This window comes from Amycolatopsis sp. lyj-109 (assembly GCF_046548995.1).
Taxonomy (GTDB): domain Bacteria; phylum Actinomycetota; class Actinomycetes; order Mycobacteriales; family Pseudonocardiaceae; genus Amycolatopsis.
Genome location: NZ_JAJPWR010000002.1, coordinates 195182 through 217313, shown reverse-complemented (window position 1 = coordinate 217313; position 22132 = coordinate 195182). Strand labels below are relative to the sequence as shown.

The 22132-nt window shown below is 72.1% G+C and carries 10 protein-coding genes; 9 read left to right on the top strand and 1 reads right to left on the bottom strand.

What is annotated here, in order from left to right:
* The first annotated feature begins 23 nt into the window (after positions 1–23).
* From ACLJQF_RS04700 to ACLJQF_RS04685, 4 genes are read left to right on the top strand one after another with little or no spacing between them, the layout of a single operon-like run.
* Entirely contained in the window at positions 24–473 is a 450-nt protein-coding gene (locus tag ACLJQF_RS04700) for a hypothetical protein (protein WP_410606963.1), read from the top strand.
* A complete protein-coding gene (locus ACLJQF_RS04695) occupies positions 473–1078 on the top strand; it encodes a DUF3558 domain-containing protein (RefSeq protein WP_410606962.1) in 606 nt (201 codons plus the stop codon). The genes ACLJQF_RS04700 and ACLJQF_RS04695 overlap by 1 nt, the downstream gene beginning before the upstream one ends.
* Positions 1078–2325, top strand: a complete 1248-nt coding sequence (locus ACLJQF_RS04690) for a hypothetical protein (RefSeq protein ID WP_410606961.1) — start codon at positions 1078–1080, stop codon at positions 2323–2325. The genes ACLJQF_RS04695 and ACLJQF_RS04690 overlap by 1 nt, the downstream gene beginning before the upstream one ends.
* Positions 2325–3050, top strand: coding sequence for an ESX secretion-associated protein EspG (locus ACLJQF_RS04685; RefSeq protein ID WP_410606960.1), 726 nt, complete (start codon positions 2325–2327; stop codon positions 3048–3050). Before ACLJQF_RS04690 ends, ACLJQF_RS04685 begins: the two co-directional genes overlap by 1 nt.
* Here ACLJQF_RS04685 and ACLJQF_RS04680 read toward each other — a convergent pair.
* A complete protein-coding gene (locus tag ACLJQF_RS04680) occupies positions 3031–4275 on the bottom strand; it encodes a hypothetical protein (protein ID WP_410606959.1) in 1245 nt (414 codons plus the stop codon). The two genes, ACLJQF_RS04685 and ACLJQF_RS04680, sit on opposite strands and share 20 nt — an antisense overlap.
* A gap of 74 nt (positions 4276–4349) precedes the next feature.
* Between ACLJQF_RS04680 and ACLJQF_RS04675 the strand changes: the two genes are divergently transcribed.
* The 5 genes from ACLJQF_RS04675 (at position 4350) to ACLJQF_RS04655 (ending at position 22111) form a co-directional block, all read left to right on the top strand.
* A complete protein-coding gene (locus tag ACLJQF_RS04675) occupies positions 4350–5342 on the top strand; it encodes a Gfo/Idh/MocA family protein (protein ID WP_410606958.1) in 993 nt (330 codons plus the stop codon).
* Positions 5339–6118: a Gfo/Idh/MocA family protein gene (locus ACLJQF_RS04670; protein ID WP_410606957.1), complete on the top strand. Its 780-nt coding sequence runs from the start codon at positions 5339–5341 to the stop codon at positions 6116–6118. Before ACLJQF_RS04675 ends, ACLJQF_RS04670 begins: the two co-directional genes overlap by 4 nt.
* 186 nt (positions 6119–6304) lie before the next feature.
* On the top strand, positions 6305–6520 hold the full coding sequence (locus ACLJQF_RS04665; protein WP_410606956.1) for a DUF5988 family protein: 216 nt from the start codon (positions 6305–6307) through the stop codon (positions 6518–6520).
* A 31-nt stretch (positions 6521–6551) separates the two neighbouring features.
* Entirely contained in the window at positions 6552–7742 is a 1191-nt protein-coding gene (locus ACLJQF_RS04660; protein WP_410606955.1) for a cytochrome P450, read from the top strand.
* A gap of 41 nt (positions 7743–7783) precedes the next feature.
* Positions 7784–22111: a type I polyketide synthase gene (locus tag ACLJQF_RS04655; RefSeq protein ID WP_410606954.1), complete on the top strand. Its 14328-nt coding sequence runs from the start codon at positions 7784–7786 to the stop codon at positions 22109–22111.
* Positions 22112–22132 lie beyond the last annotated feature (21 nt).

Sequence of the window (22132 nt, the reverse complement as noted above, 5' to 3'; positions counted from 1 at the left end):
GGGCTTCGGGGAGGAAGTTCTGCATGCCTGATTTCGCGCGGAGTGTGACGGGGTCGGCCGGGTATCGGGTGCCGGTGGACGATCCGTCGGTCAGGGGTGTCCACGCCACGGAGATGCGGGTTCTGCAGGCCCGGCTGGACCAGGCTGCCGGGGGTGGGGCGGGTGGGTTCAGGCTGGATGTGGAGCAGATGCAGGCACTGCTGCCCCAGTGGAAGGACCTCCGCGACACCCTTGAGCAAGCCCGCCAGCTGGGAAACGACCTGCAACAGGTGAAGTCCCCGGCGACTGACGAGTCGAGCTTGTCGAACAACCGCGCCGCGTTGAAGCATGCCGTGCTGTACCAGCGCACCATCATGGACCAGTGGGCATATGTGGATGGCTATGTGCGCTCACTGGAGAAGATGATCGAGAAGTATCAGGCGGCCGATCATTCGGCCGGGCATTCGTTCAACGTCATGGGGACTGATCTTTGATGCGAGCCAAGGTTGCGGTCGTCTTGTCGGTAGCTGCTCTGGTCGCCGGCTGTTCCAACGATGTTGTGGGTCGTCCTTCACCGTCCGCTGGTGGAACTGACTCGCCGTCGCCGGCAGGGGAAAGCTCTGACGTACCGAAGGTCGCCCATCCGATCGATACCTCTCGTTATGAACGGGAGCCATGTTCGGCGCTCAGCGCCGATCAACTATCCCAGCTCGGCATCAAGACTGAGCCCAAGTCTGATCTGGCGGCGAAGGGCGGCCCAGGCTGTGAATGGAACGCTTACGACGACATAGGCTGGACGGTCGGAGCAAGACTGCTCACAGCCGGTTCAAGTCTGGCGAATCTCTATGAACAACATGCACAGGGTGCATGGCCGTTCTTTGAGCCGGTTCCTGACGTTTCAGGCTATCCCGGCGTTCTGTTGGAATCGGTAGAGACTAGACCCAAGAGTGTGTGTGGGATGAGTGTCGCGCTCCGAGATGACATGATCTATAGCGTCCAGATCAGGATTGATCCTCAAAAAGAGGAGGCCAACGATCCCTGCCCGGTGGTGCGGAAGATCGCCGAGATGGCGGTGTCCACCATGAAGGCCGGTGCTTGATGACCGAGTACACCGCCCAGCAGATCGTCGACTTCCTCAAATCCGGCGATGGACCCGACAGCCTGTTCGAATCGAGCCAGCTTGCGCAGCAGCTAGCCGCCAAGCACGTGGAGGCGCGGGACATGATGACCCGCCTCCAGACCGCCATGAGCGAGGCCTGGTCCGGCAACGCCGCAGCCCAGGCGCAGGCCGGTGCCGGGCCGCTGCTCGCCGCCTCGGAGGTCAGTGCCGTTCACCTCGCCGCGGCTCACAGCTCCCTGACGACCCAGGGGGCCGACTACGCCGACCTGCGCAACAAGGTCGGCGACGGGCCCGGACCGCAGCCCCAGGATGACTTTCTCAGCCGTCACCTGCCGATGCTCACCCACAAGGACGAAGAGATCGCCGGGTGGAACGCCAAGGCTCAGGAGGTCGTGCAGCACTACGGCACCTACCACGGCCAAAGCAGCGACAACACCGCCGGCCTGCCGCGGGACTACGGCGAACTCACGCTGCCGTCGGGTGGTGCCGACATCGAACACGCCGAGAAGCCACCGGCCGTCACTCCGCCCGGCGGGCGCGACGAGCACCGGACCGACGAGCACCGGACCGGCACCGACCGCACCACGCAGGTCGAGCACCGCGGGACCGATGTCGGCGGCCAGGACACCTCCGGGCAGCAGCGTCCGGCCAACGGCACCGTTCCCGGCCAGGACACGCAGCTCCCGGGTACCACTGGGCCCGGCCAGGACACACCGGGGCCGCAGCACCCGGCCACCGGGCCCGGCCAGGGCGACGCGACGCGGACGACCGGTCTCACCCCCGTCGCGCACACCGGTCCCGGCGATGGCACGAGCCGGCCCGGACCGATCGGCTCCGGCTTCGGGCGGGTCGGCGGATCCGGGGACATCGACGTCCGCCTCGGGCCGGGTGTGCCGGCGATCGACGGGCCGGGTGGGACGGGCCGGATCGGGACGCCCGGCACCGGTGGCGAGCCCGGTGGTGGGCGCGGCGGATCCGGAAGCGAACCCGGCGGCCGGAGTGGCGCAGGGCGGTTCGGTGAACCCGGGGCAGCGCGGCCTGGCGTCGCCGGTGCCGCCGGGAAACCGGGCATCGGCGCCATGGGCGGACCTGTGGGGCGTGGCGGCGAGAAAGAAGAGGACAAGGAACACAAGCGGCTCGACATCCTCCAAGAACCCGACCCCGACGAGCTGTTCGGTGGGTTCCCGGACGGGATGAAGCCGGTTGCGCCGACCATCGGCCTCTGATGGTCGTTCGGCACGAAACCGTCTTGAACGCGGCGAGCGTGCACTGGGCAGCGGAACGGCTGGGGCTCACGCTGCCGGCCGTGCTCGCTCCCGAGCCGGTGTGGCGCGATCCCGATGCGGCGGCCGGACGTGCGGAGACCGCCCGCGAAGAACTCGCCGAGGAAGGGTTCCTCGACCGGGACGAGCCTGGCGAGGACCTCGAAGACAGCCTGCGGCTCCTCTGCCGCGCTCCGGCCGGGGTGTCGGCCTACGTGCAAACCGGCGAGCTGACGTACCGGCTGCACGCCGCCGCCGGGCGGCGGTCCGGCTCCTTCGCGTGCTACCTGCCCGGGGAAGGCCGGATCCTGCTGCGGCCCGCACGCCTCGAGGCCCTGACCAGGATGGTCGTCCGCGAGCTGCCCGAGCACCCGCCCGCCCGGTCCGTCTCCTACTCGGTGCCCGTCGCGGACCTGACCGTCGAAGAACCCCACGGCCAGGCCGCCCGGGTTGCGGCGATCTTCGCGCAACCGCGGTCGGCGGGTGGCCAGGTCTTCGTCGGCGTCCGGGATCACCGGGGCCTTCGGCGGAGCGAACCGGTCACCTTCGTCGACACCGAACAGGGTCGCTGGCTCAGCTACCCCGATGGCCGGTTCGTGAGCACGGTGTCCGGCACCGAGAGCACCTTCCTGAACAGACTCGACGAACTCTGGCGCGAATTGGACCGGCTCAGCCCAGGGGCAAGGTGAACCGCGCCTTGCGGGCCAGCTTGGCGACCTTGCGGTTCGGGTGCTCCTGAGCGATCACGTCCAGCAGGCGAGGCCGGGCCGGGTGGTCCGCCGCGGCGATCGCCTCGACGACGGAGCGCGGGTCGTCCAGTGCGTCCAGTTCGTCGAACAGCACCCCCAGCTCGTCCATCGCCGCGAGGTGATCGGTCATGCCGAGGCACATCTCGTCGGCGGTCAGGGTTTCGGCCGTCGTCTCGCCGCGTTCGACCAGCCATGCCGCCGTGACCGCGCCCGCGATGCCGCCTTCTTCGCGGACGGTCCGGCCGACGGCGAAGCCGGCATCGCCGGTCTCGCCGAGTGCCAGCAACGCGAACAGCCGCTGTGCCGGGCCCTCCGCTTCCCGGAGGAAATCGGCGGCTTCCGCGGCGGCGTCCGCCGGGGACCGGTGGGCCACCCAGGCGGCCACTTCGGCTTCGGCGATCTCCGGCGACGCGTCCGCGATGTGCGCACAGACGGTTTCGAGCGGGGCCCCTGCCAATTCGCCGACGATCGGCGCGTCGGCACCCTCGGCGCGGAGCATCCGGTTCAGTGCCCACAGGGCGAGGGGAGTCAAGCTCACGAGGGTCGGATCGGGTTCGGGACGGCCGGTGAGCTCGGAAATCTTGACGAGCTCTTCCGCGTCGGCCTCGGTCCGCTCGATCGCGCCGAGGCGGTCCAGTACCTCCAGGGTCGCCCGGAGGGCGTAGCGCCACCGTGAATCCTCGCGGATTTCGAGCCCCACCAGCAAGGAGGGCATCTGGTCGGCCAGTCCGTACAGCAGCTCCAGCGGCATCGGCGTGCCGCCCGCCGAGTACAGCGTCATCTGCAACCCGCCGAGGAAGTCCGTGCACAGCATCCCGAACTCGACCGGCATCTCATCGTCCTCGACGGCGAGGCCGTATCCCGCTTCCCCCAGCGTTTCGAACGCGCGGGCCCACAGCTCCAGCGGCTGCGAGAGCAGTTTCGCGTTCTTCTTGAGCGGCACGTGCGCGCCCTTCAGGATCCGCACGAGCCCGCACGCTTCGGCCCACCGTGGGATCAGCGTGAGCCTCGGTTCGGTGGTGCCGTCCAGGTCCGCGACGTAGCGCCGCAGGTCGGCCAGCGCTGCGCTGCGCTCGGCAGCGGCCTGTGCTTCGGCCGGAGACGGCAGGCGCACGGGCGGCAGCGCGGGAAGGTCGTCGACGTCGAGTTCGCACTCCTGGCACATACGGGCCAGTCTGGCAGGCCGAACTACCCACGTTGGTAATGGCTCCCACCGGCGGTGTGGGCGAGTCTCGGTACGTGGAGACGTTGCGGCAGCTCGAGGTGGCTCTGATCGGTGCGGGGCTGATCGCCCGGTTGCACCTGGAAGCGTGGCGCGACGCCGGGGCCGCCGTGCGGGTTTACTCCGCCGACGGCCGGGGCGTCGAGCTGGCCCGGGAGTTCGGCGCGACGGCCGCCGGGTCCCTGGAAGAGGCGCTCGACGGGGCCGATGCCGTCGACATCTGCACGCCGACCGCGAGCCACCGCGAGATCGCCTTGACGGCCATCGCCGCCGGTGTCGGTGTCGTGTGCGAGAAGCCCTTGGCCACCAGTGCCGACGAGGCCGAAGAGATCGTCGCCGCCGCCGAAAAGGCGGGCGTGCGGCTTTACGCCGCCCACGACGTCCGGTTCGCCGCGCCGTACGCGCGGCTGCACGAGCTCGTCGCCGGTGGGCGGCTGGGCGAGGGTGCGATCGGCCGGTTCTCCTTCTCCGCCTATCACCCGCGGCCCTGGACCGGGCACGCCTCCGCCCGGTCTGGCGGCATCCTCACCGACCAGCTGCTGCACGGCGCCGATCTCGCGCACTGGGTCTTCGGGGACGTCGTCCGCGTGCACGCCGTCTACCAGGGCGAAATCGCCACCCCGGCGCCCGAAGGGGCCGTCGCGACCGGGACCGTCGTGCTCACCCACGCCAGTGGCGCGATCAGCCAGGTCGTGAGCCGGTGGACGGCGACGCCGCGGCCGCCCGTGCGGGTTGCCTTCCACGTGTCGGGGACCGGCGGGACCGTCAGCTATGACTCCGAGTGGCCCCAAGAGGTCCGGGTCGTCGACGGCGACGCCGGGAACTTCGCCTACGGCGGGCCGTCCGTCTTCGCCACCGAAATGCGCGAGTTCGCCACGGCCTTCGCCGGCGGCCCCGAGCCGCGCATCGGTGCGACGGATGCGCTGGCCGCCGTGCGGATCATCCACGCCGCGGCCGAGTCCGCGTGGACCGGGCGGGCCGTCGAACTGCCGGTGAGGGGAGCAGCGTGAAGGTCGCCATCCTGTCGTCCACGCCCGAAAACTACGTCAAGGCGTTACGGGGCCTGCCGGACGTCGAAGTCGTCGCCGCGGCGAGCTGGGACGCCTTCGAGCCGGTCCGGCGGGCGGCCGAGGCCGGGGCACGCGTGCTGTGCGAGTACCCGCGCGCGGCCAAGGAAACCGACCTGAAAGCCATGGTCGACGCCGGGGGCGACCGGCTCACCTTCGCGTCTCCGGCCTGCCACGGCGAGGCGTTCGCCTTGGTGCGCAAGGGAATCGCCGACGGTGGCATCGGTGAGCCGACGACGATCCTCGGCTCGCTGACCACGCGGGCGGACGGGGTGCTGGGTGCTGCCGCGCCGCACCTGCTGGACCTGGCGGACGCCGTCCTCGGGGGCGAATCCGCGCAGCAGGTGTACGCACAGACCAACACCGTCCTCAATGGACGCATTGCGGAAAGCGCGGCGGTGCTCACCGTCCGGTACCCCAGCGGGAAAGTCGCCTCGTTCGACTGTCGCCGCAGCCCGTCGGGGACGGGGCGGCCGAAAGTCACCTTCATCGGTGCCAAGGCGAGCGTGCAGTACGACGCCGGCCCGCGGCTGCTCGGCGGCGATCGGTGGGAACAAGGCGGTGAGGACCTGGATGCTTTGCTGCTCAGGGATTTCCTGAGTGACGGCGACGGGCCGGGGCCGGACGGTCAGGCGGCGCTGCGGACGTTCCGGATCGTCCAGGCCGCCTACGAATCGGCGCACACCGGGCAGCCCGTGGATCTGCCGGCCGGCGGCTGAACCGGCTTCACCGTGAAGGGGCTTTCTCCTGTGCCACAGGGGAAAGCCCTTTTTCGTTGTGCGGTGTGGCCGGGCGAGGGGCCTACCAGAGTGAGGGATGTCGCCTTGCGATGGCTCGCCTAGCCTGAATCGAGAAGGAAAAGACTGTTCTGTGCTGGGAGATCCCTGCTATAGGTGGAGGCCGCGATGAGTGTTACGCAGGTGAAAATCGCGTTGAGCGGTGGACCGGCCGAACTGGCACTGGCGACCCGCAGCGTCGACGCTGCCGCGCTGGACAACACGCTCAAGATCCGCCACGGGGCCGGTTACGAGCATTTCGTGCACGACGGCGAATTCCAGGCCGTCGACGGAGGCGAAATCGCCGTCTTCCGGTGGTCGCACCGCACGAAGATCGCCGAATAGACGTTCCGGCTCTCCCACGGGAAAGGGTCTGATGACCGACGCAATATCCTTCGAGGTGCCGTGGGATCGGACCGACAAGTTCGACCCGCCCGCGATATTCGACGCTCTGCGCGAAGACCGTCCCCTCGCGAAGATGGTTTACCCGGACGGTCACGTCGGCTGGATCGTCTCCAGCTACGAGCTGGTCCGCGAGGTCCTCAGCGACCTCCGGTTCAGCCACAGCTGCGAAGTCGGCCACTTCCCGGTCACGCACCAGGGCCAGGTCATCCCGACCCACCCGCTGATCCCCGGCATGTTCATCCACATGGACCCGCCCGAGCACACCCGCTACCGCAAGCTGCTGACGGGCGAGTTCACCGTCCGCCGCACCAGCAGGCTGATCCCGCGCGTCGAGGCCGTGGCCGCCGAGCAGATCGAGGTCATGCGGGCCAAGGGCGACACCGCCGACATCGTCGTGGACTTCGCCAAGCCGCTCGTCCTGCGGATGCTGGGCGAGCTCGTCGGCCTGCCCTACGAGGAACGCGACCGGTACGTCCCGGCGGTGACCCTCCTGCACGACGCGGAAGCGGACCCGGCCGAGGCCGCGGCCGCCTACGAGGTGGCCGGGAAGTTCTTCGACGAGGTCATCGAGCGGCGGCGGCACCAGCCCCAGGACGACCTCATCAGCTCGCTGGTCACCGAGGACCTGACGCAGGAGGAGCTGCGCAACATCGTCACCCTGCTCCTGTTCGCCGGGTACGAGACCACCGAGGGCGCGCTCGCCACCGGCGTCTTCGCGCTGCTGCACCACACCGACCAGCTGGCGAAGCTGCGCGCGGAGCCGGAAAAGCTCGACGCCGCGATCGAGGAGCTGCTGCGCTACCTGACCGTCAACCAGTACCACACCTACCGCACCGCGCTGGAAGACATCAAACTCGAGGGCGAGCTGATCAAGAAGGGCGACACGGTGACGGTGTCGCTGCCCGCGGCCAACCGCGACCCGGCCAAGTTCGGCTGTCCCGCGGAGCTGGACATCGAGCGCGACACCTCCGGCCACGTCGCGTTCGGGTTCGGCATCCACCAGTGCCTGGGCCAGAACCTGGCGCGCATCGAGCTGCGCGCCGGCTTCACCGCACTCCTGCGGGCGTTCCCCGGCCTCCGATTGGCCATCCCGGCCGACGAGGTTCCGCTGCGGCTGAAGGGTTCCGTCTTCTCGGTGAAGAAGCTCCCCGTCTCCTGGTGAGAGGTCTTCCCCCTCGAACAGCCGAAAGGATCTGCGGCACAGTGCGCACCGATCTCATCAAGCCACTTCACGTCGCACTCCTGGAGAACGCGACCCGCTTCGCCGGCAAAATCGCCTTCGCCGACGACCACCGTTCGGTCAGCTACGGCGACCTCGAGGCGCGGACGCGCCGGCTCGCCGGGCACCTGGCCGGCCTCGGCGTCCGGCACGGGGACCGGGTGGCGATCTGCCTCGGCAATCGCGTGTCCACTGTGGAGAGTTACTACGCGATCCTGCGCGCGGGCGCCGTCGGCGTGCCGCTCAACCCCGGGTCGACGCCGGCCGAGCTGGAGTTCCCGCTGACCGACAGCGCCGCCACGGTGGTCGTCACCGACGCCGCTCAAGCGACGCGGCTCCGGTTCGCGCCGCACGTCAAGCTGCTGGTGACCGGCGACGACGTCCCGGCGGGCGCCTCCTCGTACGACGAACTCGCCGTCACCGAACCGGCCGGGCCCGCCACGGACGATCTCGATCTCGACGAGCCGGCCTGGATGTTCTACACGTCGGGGACGACCGGCCGGCCCAAGGGCGTGCTGTCGACCCAGCGCAACTGCCTGTGGTCCGTCGCCTCCTGCTACGTGCCGATCCCGGGGCTGAGCGACCAGGACCGGGTGCTCTGGCCGCTGCCGCTGTTCCACAGCCTTTCGCACATCGCCTGTGTGCTGTCCGCAACCGTGGTGGGCGCGACCGTCCGGATCGCCGACGGCAGTTCCGCCGACGACGTGATGCGGCTGATCCGCGCGGAGGAGTCGACGTTCCTGGCCGGTGTCCCGACCACCTACCACCACCTGGTGCGGGCCGCCCGGCAGCGCGGGTTCACCGCCCCGAGCCTGCGGATCGGCCTGGCCGGAGGCGCAGTCCTCGGCGCCGGGCTGCGCCGGGAGTTCGAGGAGACCTTCGGCGTCCCGCTGATCGACGCCTACGGCAGCACCGAGACCTGCGGGGCCATCACCATGAACCCGCCGGACGGGCCCCGGGTCGACGGCTCGTGCGGCCGGCCCGTGCCGGGCGTCGGGGTGCGGGTCGTCGACCCGGACACCGGGCTCGAGCTGCCCGCCGGCCAGGAGGGCGAGGTCTGGGTCAGCGGGCCGAACGTCATGCTCGGCTACCACAACAGCCCGGAGGCGACCGCCGAAGCGATGCGCGACGGTTGGTTCCGGACCGGCGACCTGGCCCGGCGCGACGACGCCGGCTACCTCACCATCTGCGGCCGGATCAAGGAACTGATCATCCGGGGCGGCGCGAACATCCACCCCGGCGAGGTCGAGGCGGTCCTGCGCACGGTCGACGGCGTCGCCGACGCGGCGGTCGGCGGCGCACCGCACGACACGCTCGGCGAGGTGCCGGTCGGCTACGTGATCCCCGGGCCGTCCGGGTTCGATCCCGCGGCGCTGATCGAGAAGTGCCGCGAACAGCTGTCGGCCTACAAGGTGCCCGAACGGATCTTCGAAGTCGCCCACATCCCGCGGACCGCGTCGGGCAAGATCCGGCGGGGCCTGCTGGCCGAAGAGCCGGGGCAGCTTCGGTACGCCGCGGCCGAACACGAGGAGCAGTCCCGGCAGGCCGACGCGGCCGTCGCCGCGGCGCTGCGGACCCGGCTGTCCGGTTTGGACGAACGGGCCCAGTGCGAGCTTCTCGAAGACCTCGTCCGCACCCAGGCCGCTGACGTGCTGGGGCAGCCGGTTCCGGCCGGGCGCGCGTTCCGCGATCTCGGCTTCACCTCGTTGGCCATCGTCGAGCTGCGCAACCGGCTGACCGAGCACACCGGTCTCTGGCTGCCCGCCGGCGCCGTCTTCGACCACCCGACCCCGGTGGCGCTGGCCGCACGCGTCCGGGCCGAGCTGCTCGGGCTCACCCAGGCCGTCGCCGAGCCGGTGGTGGCGGCCGACCCGGCCGAGCCGATCGCCATCGTGGGGATGGCGTGCCGGCTGCCCGGTGGCGTGGCTTCCCCCGAAGACCTGTGGCGGCTGGTAGCCGAGCGCGTCGACGCCGTCTCCGACTTCCCCGGCGACCGCGGCTGGGACCTGGACAGCCTGATCGACCCGGACCGGGAACGCACCGGGACGTCCTACGTCGGCCAGGGTGGCTTCCTGCACGACGCCGGTCGGTTCGACGCGGGGTTCTTCGGGATCTCGCCGCGGGAGGCCGTCGCGATGGATCCGCAGCAGCGGCTGCTGCTGGAGACGTCGTGGGAGGCCCTCGAGAACGCCGGAGTCGACCCGACCGCGCTGAAGGGCACCGACACCGGCGTGTTCTCCGGCCTGATGGGCCAGGGCTACGGGGCCGGTGCGGTCGCGCCGGAACTCGAAGGTTTTGTCACCACCGGGGTCGCGTCGAGCGTGGCCTCGGGCCGGGTGTCGTACGTGCTGGGCCTGGAAGGCCCGGCGGTCACCGTGGACACGGCGTGCTCGTCGTCGCTGGTCGCGATGCACCTGGCGGCGCAGGCGCTGCGGCAGGGCGAGTGCTCGATGGCGCTCGCCGGTGGCGTCACGGTGATGGCGAACCCCGGCGCGTTCGTGGAGTTCTCCCGCCAGCGGGCATTGGCGCCCGACGGGCGCTGCAAGGCCTTCGCCGCCGCGGCCGACGGCACCGGCTGGTCCGAGGGCGTCGGCGTGGTCATCCTCGAACGGCTGTCGGTGGCCCGCGAACAGGGACACCGGGTCCTGGCGGTGCTGCGCGGCAGCGCGGTCAACCAGGACGGCGCGTCGAACGGGCTCACCGCGCCTAACGGCCTCTCGCAGCAGCGGGTGATCCGCCGTGCGCTGGCCGGGGCTGGGCTGGCAGCGTCCGATGTGGACGTCGTCGAGGCGCACGGGACCGGGACGACCCTGGGTGACCCGATCGAGGCGCAGGCCCTGCTGGCGACGTATGGCCAGGAGCGCGAGCAGCCGTTGTGGCTGGGTTCGCTGAAGTCGAACATCGGCCACGCTCAGGCCGCGGCGGGTGTCGCGGGCGTGATCAAGATGGTGCAGGCGCTGCGGCACGAGGTGCTGCCGCCGACGCTGCACGTCGACAAGCCGACTCCCGAGGTGGACTGGTCCGCGGGTGCGGTCTCGTTGTTGACCGAGGCCCGTGCGTGGCCGCGCAACGGGCGGCCGCGTCGGGCCGGGGTGTCCGCGTTCGGCGTCAGCGGGACCAACGCGCACCTGATCATCGAGGAAGCTCCGGATGCTGGTCTGCCGCGGCTTGTCGTGAGTGGTAATTCGGGTTCTAACCCGAATTACCACTCACGACCAAGCCGCGGCAGGCTCGGTGCAGGTACGGGCGTGGTGCCGCTGGTGGTGTCGGCGCGGAGTGCGGCGGCGCTGGCCGGGCAGGCCGAGCGGCTGGCGTCCTTCCTCGAAGGGGACGTCTCGCTGAGCGAGGTGGCGGCCGCGCTCGTGTCGCGTCGTGCGGTGCTGGACGAACGCGCGGTCGTCGTGGCCGGTTCGCGCGAGGAGGCCGTGGCCGGGCTGCGGGCGCTGAACGCGGCTGGTCCGGCGACGCCGGGCAAGGTCGTGTGGGTTTTCCCGGGCCAGGGGACGCAGTGGGCCGGGATGGGCCGGGAGCTGCTGGAAGAGTCCCCGGTGTTCGCCGCGCGGATCGCGGAGTGTGCGGCCGCGCTGGAGCCGTGGATCGGCTGGTCGCTCCTTGACGTTCTGCGGGGCGAAGGCGACCTGGACCGGGTCGACGTGCTGCAGCCCGCGTGCTTCGCGGTGATGGTGGGGCTGGCCGCGGTCTGGGAGTCGGTGGGTGTGCGCCCGGACGCCGTCGTCGGTCACTCGCAGGGTGAGATCGCGGCCGCGTGCGTGTCGGGTGCGTTGTCGCTGGAAGACGCGGCGAAGGTGGTTGCGCTGCGCAGCCAGGCCATCGCGGCGGAGCTCTCCGGCCGTGGCGGGATGGCGTCGGTCGCCTTGGGCGAGGACGACGTCGTCGCGCGGTTGGCGGACGGCGTCGAGGTGGCCGCCGTCAACGGGCCTTCTTCGGTGGTCATCGCGGGGGACGCCGAGGCCCTCGACCAGACTTCGGAAGCCCTGTCCGGGGAAGGAATCCGCGTGCGGCGGGTGGCGGTGGACTATGCCTCGCACACCCGGCACGTCGAGAACATCCGCGACACTCTTGCCGAGACCCTGGCCGGGATCAGTGCGCAGGCGCCGACCGTGCCGTTCTACTCCACCGTCACGAGCGAGTGGGTGCGCGAGGCCGGTGTCCTGGACGGCGGCTACTGGTACCGCAACCTGCGCAACCAGGTCCGGTTCGGGGCGGCCGCGACGGCCCTCATCGAGCAGGGCCACACAGTTTTCGTCGAGGTCAGTGCCCACCCGGTGACGGTCCAGCCCCTGAGCGAGCTCACCGGGGACGCGATCGGGACATTGCGGCGTGAAGACGGTGGCCTGCGCCGGTTCCTGACCTCGATGGGCGAACTGTTCGTCCGCGGCATCGACGTGGACTGGACGGCGATGGTGCCCGCGTCCGGCTGGGTGGACCTGCCGACCTACGCCTTCGACCACCGGCACTACTGGCTCGAGCCGGCCGAACCGGCGGCTACCGGCGACCCGCTGCTGGGCACGATCGTCAGCACGCCCGGCTCGGACCGCCTCACGGCCGTGGCCCGGTGGACACGCCGCACGCTCCCTTGGGCGGCGGACGGCCTGGTCCCGAACGCGGCATTGGTCGAGGCGGCCATCCGGCTCGGTGACCTGGCCGCCACCCCCTTCCTCGCCGAACTGACCATCGACGCGCCCGTGGTGCTCCCGCGACGCTGTGGCCGGGACGTCCAGCTGATCGTCGGCGAGCCCGGAGAGACGCGCGAGCGGTCGATCGAGGTCTTTTCCCGTGAGGCGGACGGACCGTGGACGCGGCACGCCCACGGCACCCTTGCTCCTCCCGCCGTCGCCGAGGTGACAAGCCCGGCGGCGGCGGGAGTCGCCACCGACGTCACCGTCGACGGCCTGCGGGACGCGGACCGGTACGGGATCCACCCCGCGCTGCTGGACGCCGCCGTCCGCACGGTCGTCGGCGACGGCCTGCTCCCGTCCGGCTGGACCGGCGTGTCCCTGCTGGCCGCCGGGGCCACGACCGTGACCGTGACGCCGACGGCGACCGGCCTGCGGCTGACCGACCCGGCCGGACAGCCCGTCCTGACCGTCGAATCCGTGCGCGGCACGCCGTTTGCCACGGAGACCGGAACCACCGACGCGCTCTTCCGCGTCGGCTGGACGGAAATCCCGCTACCCACCGAAGCCGCGAATGACTTCGTGACCTACGAAGCCACGTCGGCCGAGGCGACCCTCTCCGCGCTCCAGGACTGGCTGGCCGACCCCACGGAGACCCGGCTGGCCGTGGTCACCGGGGACTGCACCGAACCGGCCGCGGCCGCGATCTGGGGCCTGGTGCGCTCGGCGCAGTCGGAGCACCCGGGCCGGATCGTCCTGGCCGACCTCGACGACCACGCCGTGCTGCCCGCCGTGGTGGCGAGCGGCGAACCGCAGGTCAGGGTGCGCGACGGCGTCGCTTCGGTGCCCCGGCTGGCCCGGGTTTCGCCCGAGCGGGACGTGCGGCCGCTGAACCCCGAGGGCACCGTCCTGATCACCGGCGGCACCGGCACGCTCGGCGCGCTGACCGCCCGGCACCTCGTCGTCGCACACGGCGTCCGGCACCTCGTGCTGGTCAGCCGCCGCGGCGAGGCCCCCGAACTCCACGACGAGCTGACCGCGCTGGGTGCGTCCGTCACCATCGCCGCCTGCGACGCGGCGGACCGGGCGCGGCTCGAAGCCGTCCTGCGGGCCATTCCGGCCGAGCACCCGCTCACCGCCGTCGTGCACACCGCCGGTGTCCTCGACGACGGCGTCGTCACCGAGCTGACCCCGGACCGGCTCGCCACCGTGCGGCGGCCGAAGGTCGACGCCGCCCGGCTCCTGGACGAGCTCACCCGGGACGCCGGCCTGGCCGCGTTCGTGCTGTTCTCCTCGGCGGCGGGCGTGCTGGGCAACCCCGGCCAGGCCGGGTACGCGGCGGCCAACGCCGAGCTGGACGCGCTGGCGCACCAGCGGCACCGCCTCGGCCTGCCCACCGTGTCCATCGCCTGGGGCTACTGGTCGGCGGTCAGCGGCATGACCGAACACCTGGGTGCCGCCGACCTGCGGCGCAACCAGCGGGCCGGGATGTCCGGGATCCCCGCCGACGAGGGCATGGCGCTGCTGGACGCCGCCATCGGCACCGGTGGCGCGCTCGTGGCGGCGAAGTTCGACGTCGCCGCGTTGCGGGCGACGGCGAAGGCCGGTGGCCCGGTGCCGCCGCTGCTGCGCGGCCTGGCTCCGCTGCCGCGCCGGACGGCGGCCACGACCGCGTCGCTGACCGAACGGCTCGCCGGGCTGGACGAGACCGAGCAGGCCGCGGCCCTGCTCGACCTGGTCCGGCGGCACGCCGCCGAGGTGCTCGGCCACTCGGGCGCCGACTCCGTCCAATCAGGACGGACGTTCAAGGATGCCGGCTTCGACTCGCTGACCGCGGTGGAACTGCGGAACCGCCTCGCGGCCGCGACCGGGCTCACCCTCTCCCCGGCGATGATCTTCGACTACCCGAAGCCCCCGGCTCTCGCCGAACACCTGCGCACCAAGCTCTTCGGCGAGAGCACACCGCAGCCGGCCGAAATCGGGACCGCCGCGGTGGACGAGCCGATCGCCATCGTCGCGATGGCGTGCCGGTTCCCCGGTGGCGTGCACAGCCCCGAAGACCTGTGGCGGCTGGTGGCCGACGGCGTCGACGCCGTCACCGAGTTCCCCGCCGACCGCGGCTGGGACACCGACGCGCTCTACCACGAAGACCCCGACCACGAGGGCACCACGTACGTCCGGCACGGCGCTTTCCTCGACGACGCCGCCGGGTTCGACGCCGCCTTCTTCGGCATCTCGCCCAACGAGGCGCTCGCCATGGACCCGCAGCAGCGGCTGCTGCTGGAGACGTCCTGGGAGCTGTTCGAGCGCGCCGCGATCGACCCGACCACCCTGGCCGGGCAGGACATCGGCGTCTTCGCCGGGGTCAACAGCCACGACTACAGCATGCGGATGCACCGGGCCGCCGGCGTCGAGGGCTTCCGGCTCACCGGCGGTTCGGCGAGCGTCCTCTCCGGCCGCGTCGCCTACCACTTCGGCGTCGAAGGCCCGGCTGTCACGGTCGACACGGCGTGCTCGTCTTCGCTGGTGGCGCTGCACATGGCGGTGCAGGCGCTGCAACGCGGCGAGTGCTCGATGGCGCTGGCGGGCGGCGTGATGGTGATGGGCACCGTCGAAACCTTCGTCGAGTTTTCGCGGCAGCGCGGCCTGGCCCCCGACGGCCGGTGCAAGGCGTTCGCCGACGGTGCGGACGGCACCGGCTGGTCCGAGGGCGTCGGGCTGCTGCTGGTGGAGCGGCTGTCCGAGGCCCGGCGGCGGGGCCACCAGGTGCTGGCCGTGGTCCGCGGGTCGGCGGTCAACTCCGACGGTGCGTCGAACGGCCTGACCGCGCCCAACGGGCCGTCCCAGCAGCGCGTGATCCGCAAGGCGCTGGCCGCCGCCGGACTGTCCACATCGGACGTGGACGTCGTCGAGGCGCACGGCACCGGGACGACGCTCGGTGACCCGATCGAGGCCGAGGCGCTGCTCGCCACCTACGGCCAAGATCGCGAGCAGCCGTTGTGGCTGGGTTCGGTGAAGTCGAACCTCGGGCACACCCAGGCCGCGGCGGGTGTCGCGGGCGTGATCAAGATGGTCATGGCCATGCGCCACGGCGTCCTGCCCAAGACGCTGCACGTCGACCGGCCGTCGTCCCATGTGGACTGGTCGGCGGGGGCGGTGGAACTGCTGACCGAAGCCCGCGACTGGGCGAGCAACGGCCACCCGCGCCGGGCGGGCGTGTCCTCGTTCGGCATCGGCGGCACCAACGCACACGTCGTCATCGAAGAAGTCCCCGAACAGATCGTCACGCCGCAGCCGGAGTCCGCCGGGTTCCTGGTGCCGGTGCTCGTCTCCGCGCGGACCGCGGCGGGCCTGCGCGACCAGGCCGGACGGCTCGCCGGGTTCCTCGGTGAGCGGCCCGACGTGCGCGTCCCCGACGTCGCGCACGCCCTGGCCACGACCCGTGCCCAGCTCGACCACCGCGCGGTCGTCCTGGCCTCCGACCGGGAACAGCTCTGCAGCGACCTCGCCGCCTTCGGCCCCGGCGTCGTGGCGGGCACTCCGGTCGACGGCAAGCTGGCCATCCTCTTCACCGGCCAGGGCAGCCAGTGGGCCGGTATGGGCCGCGAACTCGCCGGGACCTTCCCGGTCTTCCGCGACGCCTTCGAAGCCGCGTGCGCCGCGGTGGACGCGCACCTGGGCGGACGTCCGCTGCGCGAAGTCGTCTTCACCGACAGCGCCCAGCTCGACCGGACGATGTACACCCAGGGCGCGCTGTTCGCCGTGGAGACCGCGCTGTTCCGGCTCTTCGAGTCGTGGGGCGCGCGGCCCGACCTCCTTGCGGGCCACTCGATCGGCGAGTTCGCCGCCGCGCACGTCTCCGGGGTGCTGGACCTGGCCGAGGCGGGCGAACTGGTCGCCGCGCGTGGCCGGCTGATGCAGGCCCTGCCCGAAGGCGGCGCGATGGTCGCCGTCCAAGCGACCGAGGACGAGGTCGCGCCGCTGCTCGGCGCAGCCGTCTGCGTCGCCGCGGTCAACGGCCCGGACTCGGTGGTGCTGTCCGGCGCCGAGGACGCCGTGCTCGCCGCCGCGGCCGAACTGGCGGGCCGCGGCCGCAAGACGAAGCGGCTGACGGTCAGCCACGCCTTCCACTCGCCGCTCATGGAGCCGATGCTCGACGAGTTCCGCGCGGTCGCGCAGCGCCTGACGTACCGGGCTGGTGCGCTGCCCGTCGTCTCGACGTTGACCGGGGAACTCGCGGCGCTCGACACGCCCGAATACTGGGTCCGGCAGGTGCGCAACGCCGTGCGGTTCGGCGACGCCGTCACCACGCTGGACGCCCAGGGCGCGACGACGTACCTCGAACTCGGCCCGGGTGGCGCGCTGGCCGCCATGGCGCTCGGCACGCTCGGTGGGTCGGATCAGAGCTGCGTCGCCACCCTGCGGAAGAACGGCGCCGAGGTTCCCGACGTCCTGACCGCGCTCGCCGGACTGCACGTCCGGGGCGTGGCCGTGGACTGGACGGCCGTTCTCGACCGGCCGGGTGCGGCGGTCGGGACCGTGCTCCCCACGTACGCGTTCCAGCACCAGCGCTTCTGGGTCGACGCCGACGAAGCCGCCATCGTCCCGCCGGCCGCGGACCCGGTCGCGGCCCGGCCGGTGCGGGACGTGCTGGACCTGGTGCGGGAGAGCGCCGCGGTGGTGCTCGGGCACCGGGACACCGGCGCGTTCGACCTCGACCGGTCCTTCAAGGACCACGGGTTCGACTCCCTCAGCGCGATCAAGCTGCGCAACCGCCTGCGCGACTTCACCGGCGTCGAGCTGCCCAGCACGCTGATCTTCGACTACCCGAACCCGGCCGCCGTCGCGGCTCACCTGCGGGCCGAACTCCTGGGCGAGCGCCCGGCGGCGCCGGCCGTGGTGACCCGGGACGTCTCCGACGAGCCGATCGCGATCGTCGGCATGAGCACCCGGCTGCCGGGCGGTGCGGACAGCCCCGAAGAGCTGTGGAACCTGGTCGCGAACGGACGGGACGCCGTGTCCGGCTTCCCCGTCGACCGCGGCTGGGACCTCGACGGCCTCTACCACCCGGACCCCGCCCACCCGGGCACGAGCTACACGCGCACCGGCGGCTTCCTGCACGACGCGGCCCAGTTCGACGCCGGGCTCTTCGGCATCTCGCCGCGCGAGGCCCTGGCCATGGACCCGCAGCAGCGGCTGCTGCTGGAGACGTCGTGGGAGGCACTGGAACGCGCGGGCGTCGACCCGCTGTCCGCCCGCGGCAGCGACGTCGGCGTCTTCACCGGGATCGTCCACCACGACTACGTGACGCGGCTGCGCGAAGTGCCCGAGGACGTCCAGGGCTACACGATGACCGGGACGGCTTCGAGCGTCGCCTCCGGCCGGGTGGCCTACGTGTTCGGCTTCGAGGGCCCGGCAGTCACCGTGGACACCGCGTGTTCGTCTTCGCTGGTCGCGATCCACCTGGCGGCGCAGGCGCTGCGGCAGGGCGAGTGCTCGATGGCCTTGGCCGGCGGCGCGACCGTGATGGCCAGCCCGGACGCCTTCCTGGAGTTCTCCCGCCAGCGTGGCCTGTCCGCCGACGGGCGGTGCAAGGCGTACGCGGAGGGCGCGGACGGCACCGGCTGGGCCGAGGGCGTCGGCGTCGTCGTCCTCGAACGGCTTTCGGTGGCGCAGGAACGCGGGCACCGGATCCTGGCCGTCCTGCGTGGTAGCGCGGTGAACCAGGACGGCGCGTCCAACGGCCTGACCGCGCCGAACGGGCCGTCGCAGCAGCGGGTGATCCGCCGGGCGCTGGGGAGCGCCGGGCTGGCACCGTCCGATGTGGACGTCGTGGAAGGCCACGGGACCGGGACGGCGCTGGGTGACCCGATCGAGGTCCAGGCCCTGCTGGCCACCTACGGGCAGGAGCGGGAGACGCCGCTGTGGCTCGGCTCGCTCAAGTCGAACATCGGGCACACGCAGGCCGCCGCCGGGGTCGTCGGCGTGATCAAGATGGTGCTGGCCATGCGCCACGGCGTCATGCCCGCCACCCTGCACGTCGACGAGCGCACGAGCCAGGTGGACTGGTCGGCGGGCGCGATCGAGGTGCTGACCGAGGCGCGGGAGTGGCCGCGCAACGGCCGGCCGCGCCGGGCGGGCGTGTCCTCCTTCGGGGCAAGTGGGACCAACGCCCACCTCATCATCGAGGAAGCTCCGGATGTAGGTCTGCCGCGGCTTGTCGTGAGTGGTAATTCGGGTTCTAACCCTCATTACCACTCACGACCAGGCCGCGGCAGACTCGGTGCAGAGGCGGCGGCCGTGGTGCCGCTGGTGGTGTCCGCGCGCAGCAGCGGTTCCCTGGCCGGGCAGGCCGGCCGGCTGGCCGCGGTCCTCGACAGCGAGACGGTGGCGGGCGTCGCCGGTGCCCTGGTTTCGGGCCGCGCGACGCTGAACGAACGGGCGGTCGTCATCGCGGGCTCGGCCGGCGAAGCCCAGGCCGGGTTGCAGGCACTCGCCCGCGGCGAGAACGCGCCCGGCGTCGTGACCGGGACCGCGGGCAAGCCGGGCAAGGTCGTCTGGGTGTTTCCCGGCCAGGGCTCGCAGTGGGCCGGCATGGGCCGGGAGCTCCTGGACTCCTCGCCGGTGTTCGCCGAGCGGATCAAGGAGTGCGCCTCCGCCCTGGAGCAGTGGACGGACTGGTCGCTGCTCGACGTGCTGCGCGGCGACGCCGACCTCCTCGATCGGGTCGACGTCGTGCAGCCCGCGAGCTTCGCGATGATGGTCGGCCTCGCCGCGGTGTGGTCTTCGCTGGGCGTGGTCCCGGACGCGGTGCTGGGCCACTCGCAGGGCGAGATCGCCGCCGCGTGCGTGTCCGGCGCGTTGTCGCTGGACGACGCGGCCAAGGTGGTCGCGTTGCGCAGCCAGGCGATCGCCGCGGAACTGGCCGGCCGCGGCGGGATGGCCTCGGTCGCGTTGAGCGAAGAAGACGCGGTCGCGCGGTTGGCGCCGTGGGCGGACCGGGTCGAGGTGGCCGCGGTCAACAGCCCGTCCTCGGTCGTCGTCGCGGGCGACGCGCAGGCCTTGGACGAGGCGCTGACCGCGCTGGAAACCGACGGCGTGCGGGTGCGGCGGGTCGCGGTGGACTACGCCTCGCACACCCGGCACGTCGAGGCCATCGAAGAAACCTTGGACCAGGCCCTCGCCGGGATCAGCGCGCAGGCGCCGGTCATCCCGTTCTACTCCACCGTCCTCGGCGGGTGGATCGAGCAGGCCGTCGTCGACGGCGGCTACTGGTACCGGAACCTGCGGCAGCAGGTGCGGTTCGGCCCGTCGGTGACGGACCTGGCCGGGCTGGGGCACACGGTGTTCGTGGAGATCAGCGCCCACCCGGTGCTGGCCCAGCCGCTGAGCGAACTCAGCGACGACGCGGTGGTGACCGGGTCGCTGCGCCGGGACGACGGCGGCCTCCGGCGCCTGCTGGCGTCGGCAGCCGAGCTGTACGTCCGGGGCGTGGCCGTGGACTGGGCCGCCACGCTGCCCGCGACCGGCTGGGTCGACCTGCCGACGTACGCCTTCGACCGGCGGCACTTCTGGCTGCAGGAAGCAGAGAAAGCCGAGGTCGCCGAAGGCGCGGACGGCGAGTTCTGGACCGCGATCGAACAGTCCGATGTGGACAGCCTGGCCGAGCTGCTCGACCTGGTGCCGGAGCAGCGCGGGGCACTCAGCACCGTCGTGCCCGTGCTGGCGGAGTGGCGGGACCGCCGCCGCGAGCGCTCGACCGCGGAGAAGCTGCGCTACCAGGTCACCTGGCAGCCCCTGGAGCGCGAAGCCACCGGCGTGCCGGGCGGCCGCTGGCTGGCCGTCGTCCCGGCCGGCACCACCGACGCGCTCCTCGAGGAACTGACCGGCCAGGGACTCGACCTCGTCCGGCTGGCGGTCGAGGGAACTTCCCGGGCACAGCTCGCCGAACGGTTGCGGGGTGTCCTGGCGGAGAACGACCTCGCCGGCGTGCTGTCGCTGCTCGCGCTCGACGGCGGGCCCGCGGACGCGACCGAGGTCACCGCATCGACGCTCGCGCTGGTCCAGGCCCTGGGCGACGCCAACGCCGCCGCGCCGCTGTGGTGCTTCACCTCCGGCGCGGTGAACATCGGCATCCAGGACGCCGTCACCGCACCGGCCCAGGCGGCCGTGTGGGGGCTCGGGCGCGCCGTCGCGCTGGAGCGCCTCGACCGGTGGGGCGGGCTGATCGACCTGCCGGCCGCGATCGACGCACGCACGGCTCAGGCCCTGCTCGGCGTGCTCAACGGCGGCGCGGGCGGGGAGGACCAGCTCGCGGTCCGGCGGTCCGGCGTCTACCGCCGGCGGCTGCTCCGCAAGCCCGTGCCGGAGTCCGCGACGGGCAAGTGGGAACCCCGCGGCACGGTCCTGGTGACCGGCGGCGCCGAAGGGCTCGGCCGGCACGCCTCGGTCTGGCTCGCGCAGTCCGGCGCCGAACAGCTCATCGTCACCGGCCGCGAGGGCGCCGAAGAACTGACGGCCGAGCTGGCCGAGTTCGGCACCACGGTCCGGTTCTGCGCCGACACCGACCGGGACGGGATCGCGCGGCTGGTGGCGGACTCCGAGGTCACCGCCGTGGTGCACGCCGCCGACATCGCGCAGACCAGCGCCGTCGACGACACCGCCGTGGCCGACCTCGAAGAGGTGTTCACCGCCAAGGTGACCACCGCGGTCTGGCTGGATCAGCTGTTCGAGGACACCCCGCTCGACGCCTTCGTCGTGTTCTCCTCGATCGCCGGCATCTGGGGCGGTGGCGGGCAGGGCCCGGCGGGAGCGGCGAACGCCGTCCTCGACGCCCTGGTCGAATGGCGCCGGGCCCGCGGCCTGAAGGCGACGTCGATCGCCTGGGGCGCGCTGGACCAGATCGGCATCGGCATGGACGAGGCCGCCCTCGCCCAGCTCCGCCGCCGCGGTGTCATCCCGATGGCGCCGCAGCTGGCGGTCACCGCGATGGTGCAGGCGGTCGCGGGCAACGAGAAGGCCGTGGCGGTGGCCGACATGGACTGGGGTGCTTTCATCCCCGCGTTCACCTCGGTCCGGCCCAGCCCGCTGTTCGCGGACCTGCCCGAAGCGAAGGCGATCCTCCAGGCGGCGCAGGACGACGGCGCGGACGGCGACACGGCGTCGTCGCTCGCGGACTCCCTGCGGGCGGTGCCGGACGCCGAGCAGAACCGCATCCTGCTGAAGCTGGTCCGCGGGCACGCCTCGACGGTCCTCGGCCACAGCGGCGCCGAAGGCATCGGCCCGCGGCAGGCGTTCCAGGAGGTCGGCTTCGACTCCCTGGCCGCGGTCAACCTCCGCAACAGCCTGCACGCGGCCACCGGGCTGCGCCTGCCCGCGACGCTGATCTTCGACTACCCGACCCCGGAGGCGCTGGTCGGCTACTTGCGCGTCGAACTCCTCCGGGAGGCCGACGACGGCCTGGAGGGCCGGGAAGACGACCTCCGGCGAGTCCTCGCGTCCGTGCCGTTCGCCCGGTTCAAGGAAGCGGGCGTGCTGGACACCCTGCTCGGCCTCGCCGACACCGACGCGGACACGGCGGTGGAGGCCCCCGAACCGGCCACCGACGACACCGAACTGATCGACGCACTGGACATCTCCGGTCTCGTGCAACGAGCCCTCGGGCAGACGAGCTGACCGCCGATGGCGAACGAATCG

Excerpts from the sequence above, each read along its gene's own strand:
- ACLJQF_RS04700 (WP_410606963.1), top strand. The coding sequence starts at position 24 with ATGCCTGATTTCGCGCGGAGTGTGACGGGGTCGGCCGGGTATCGGGTG.
- ACLJQF_RS04695 (WP_410606962.1), top strand. The coding sequence starts at position 473 with ATGCGAGCCAAGGTTGCGGTCGTCTTGTCGGTAGCTGCTCTGGTCGCC.
- ACLJQF_RS04690 (WP_410606961.1), top strand. The coding sequence starts at position 1,078 with ATGACCGAGTACACCGCCCAGCAGATCGTCGACTTCCTCAAATCCGGC.
- ACLJQF_RS04685 (WP_410606960.1), top strand. The coding sequence starts at position 2,325 with ATGGTCGTTCGGCACGAAACCGTCTTGAACGCGGCGAGCGTGCACTGG.
- ACLJQF_RS04680 (WP_410606959.1), bottom strand. The coding sequence starts at position 4,275 with ATGTGCCAGGAGTGCGAACTCGACGTCGACGACCTTCCCGCGCTGCCG.
- ACLJQF_RS04665 (WP_410606956.1), top strand. The coding sequence starts at position 6,305 with ATGAGTGTTACGCAGGTGAAAATCGCGTTGAGCGGTGGACCGGCCGAA.
- ACLJQF_RS04660 (WP_410606955.1), top strand. The coding sequence starts at position 6,552 with ATGACCGACGCAATATCCTTCGAGGTGCCGTGGGATCGGACCGACAAG.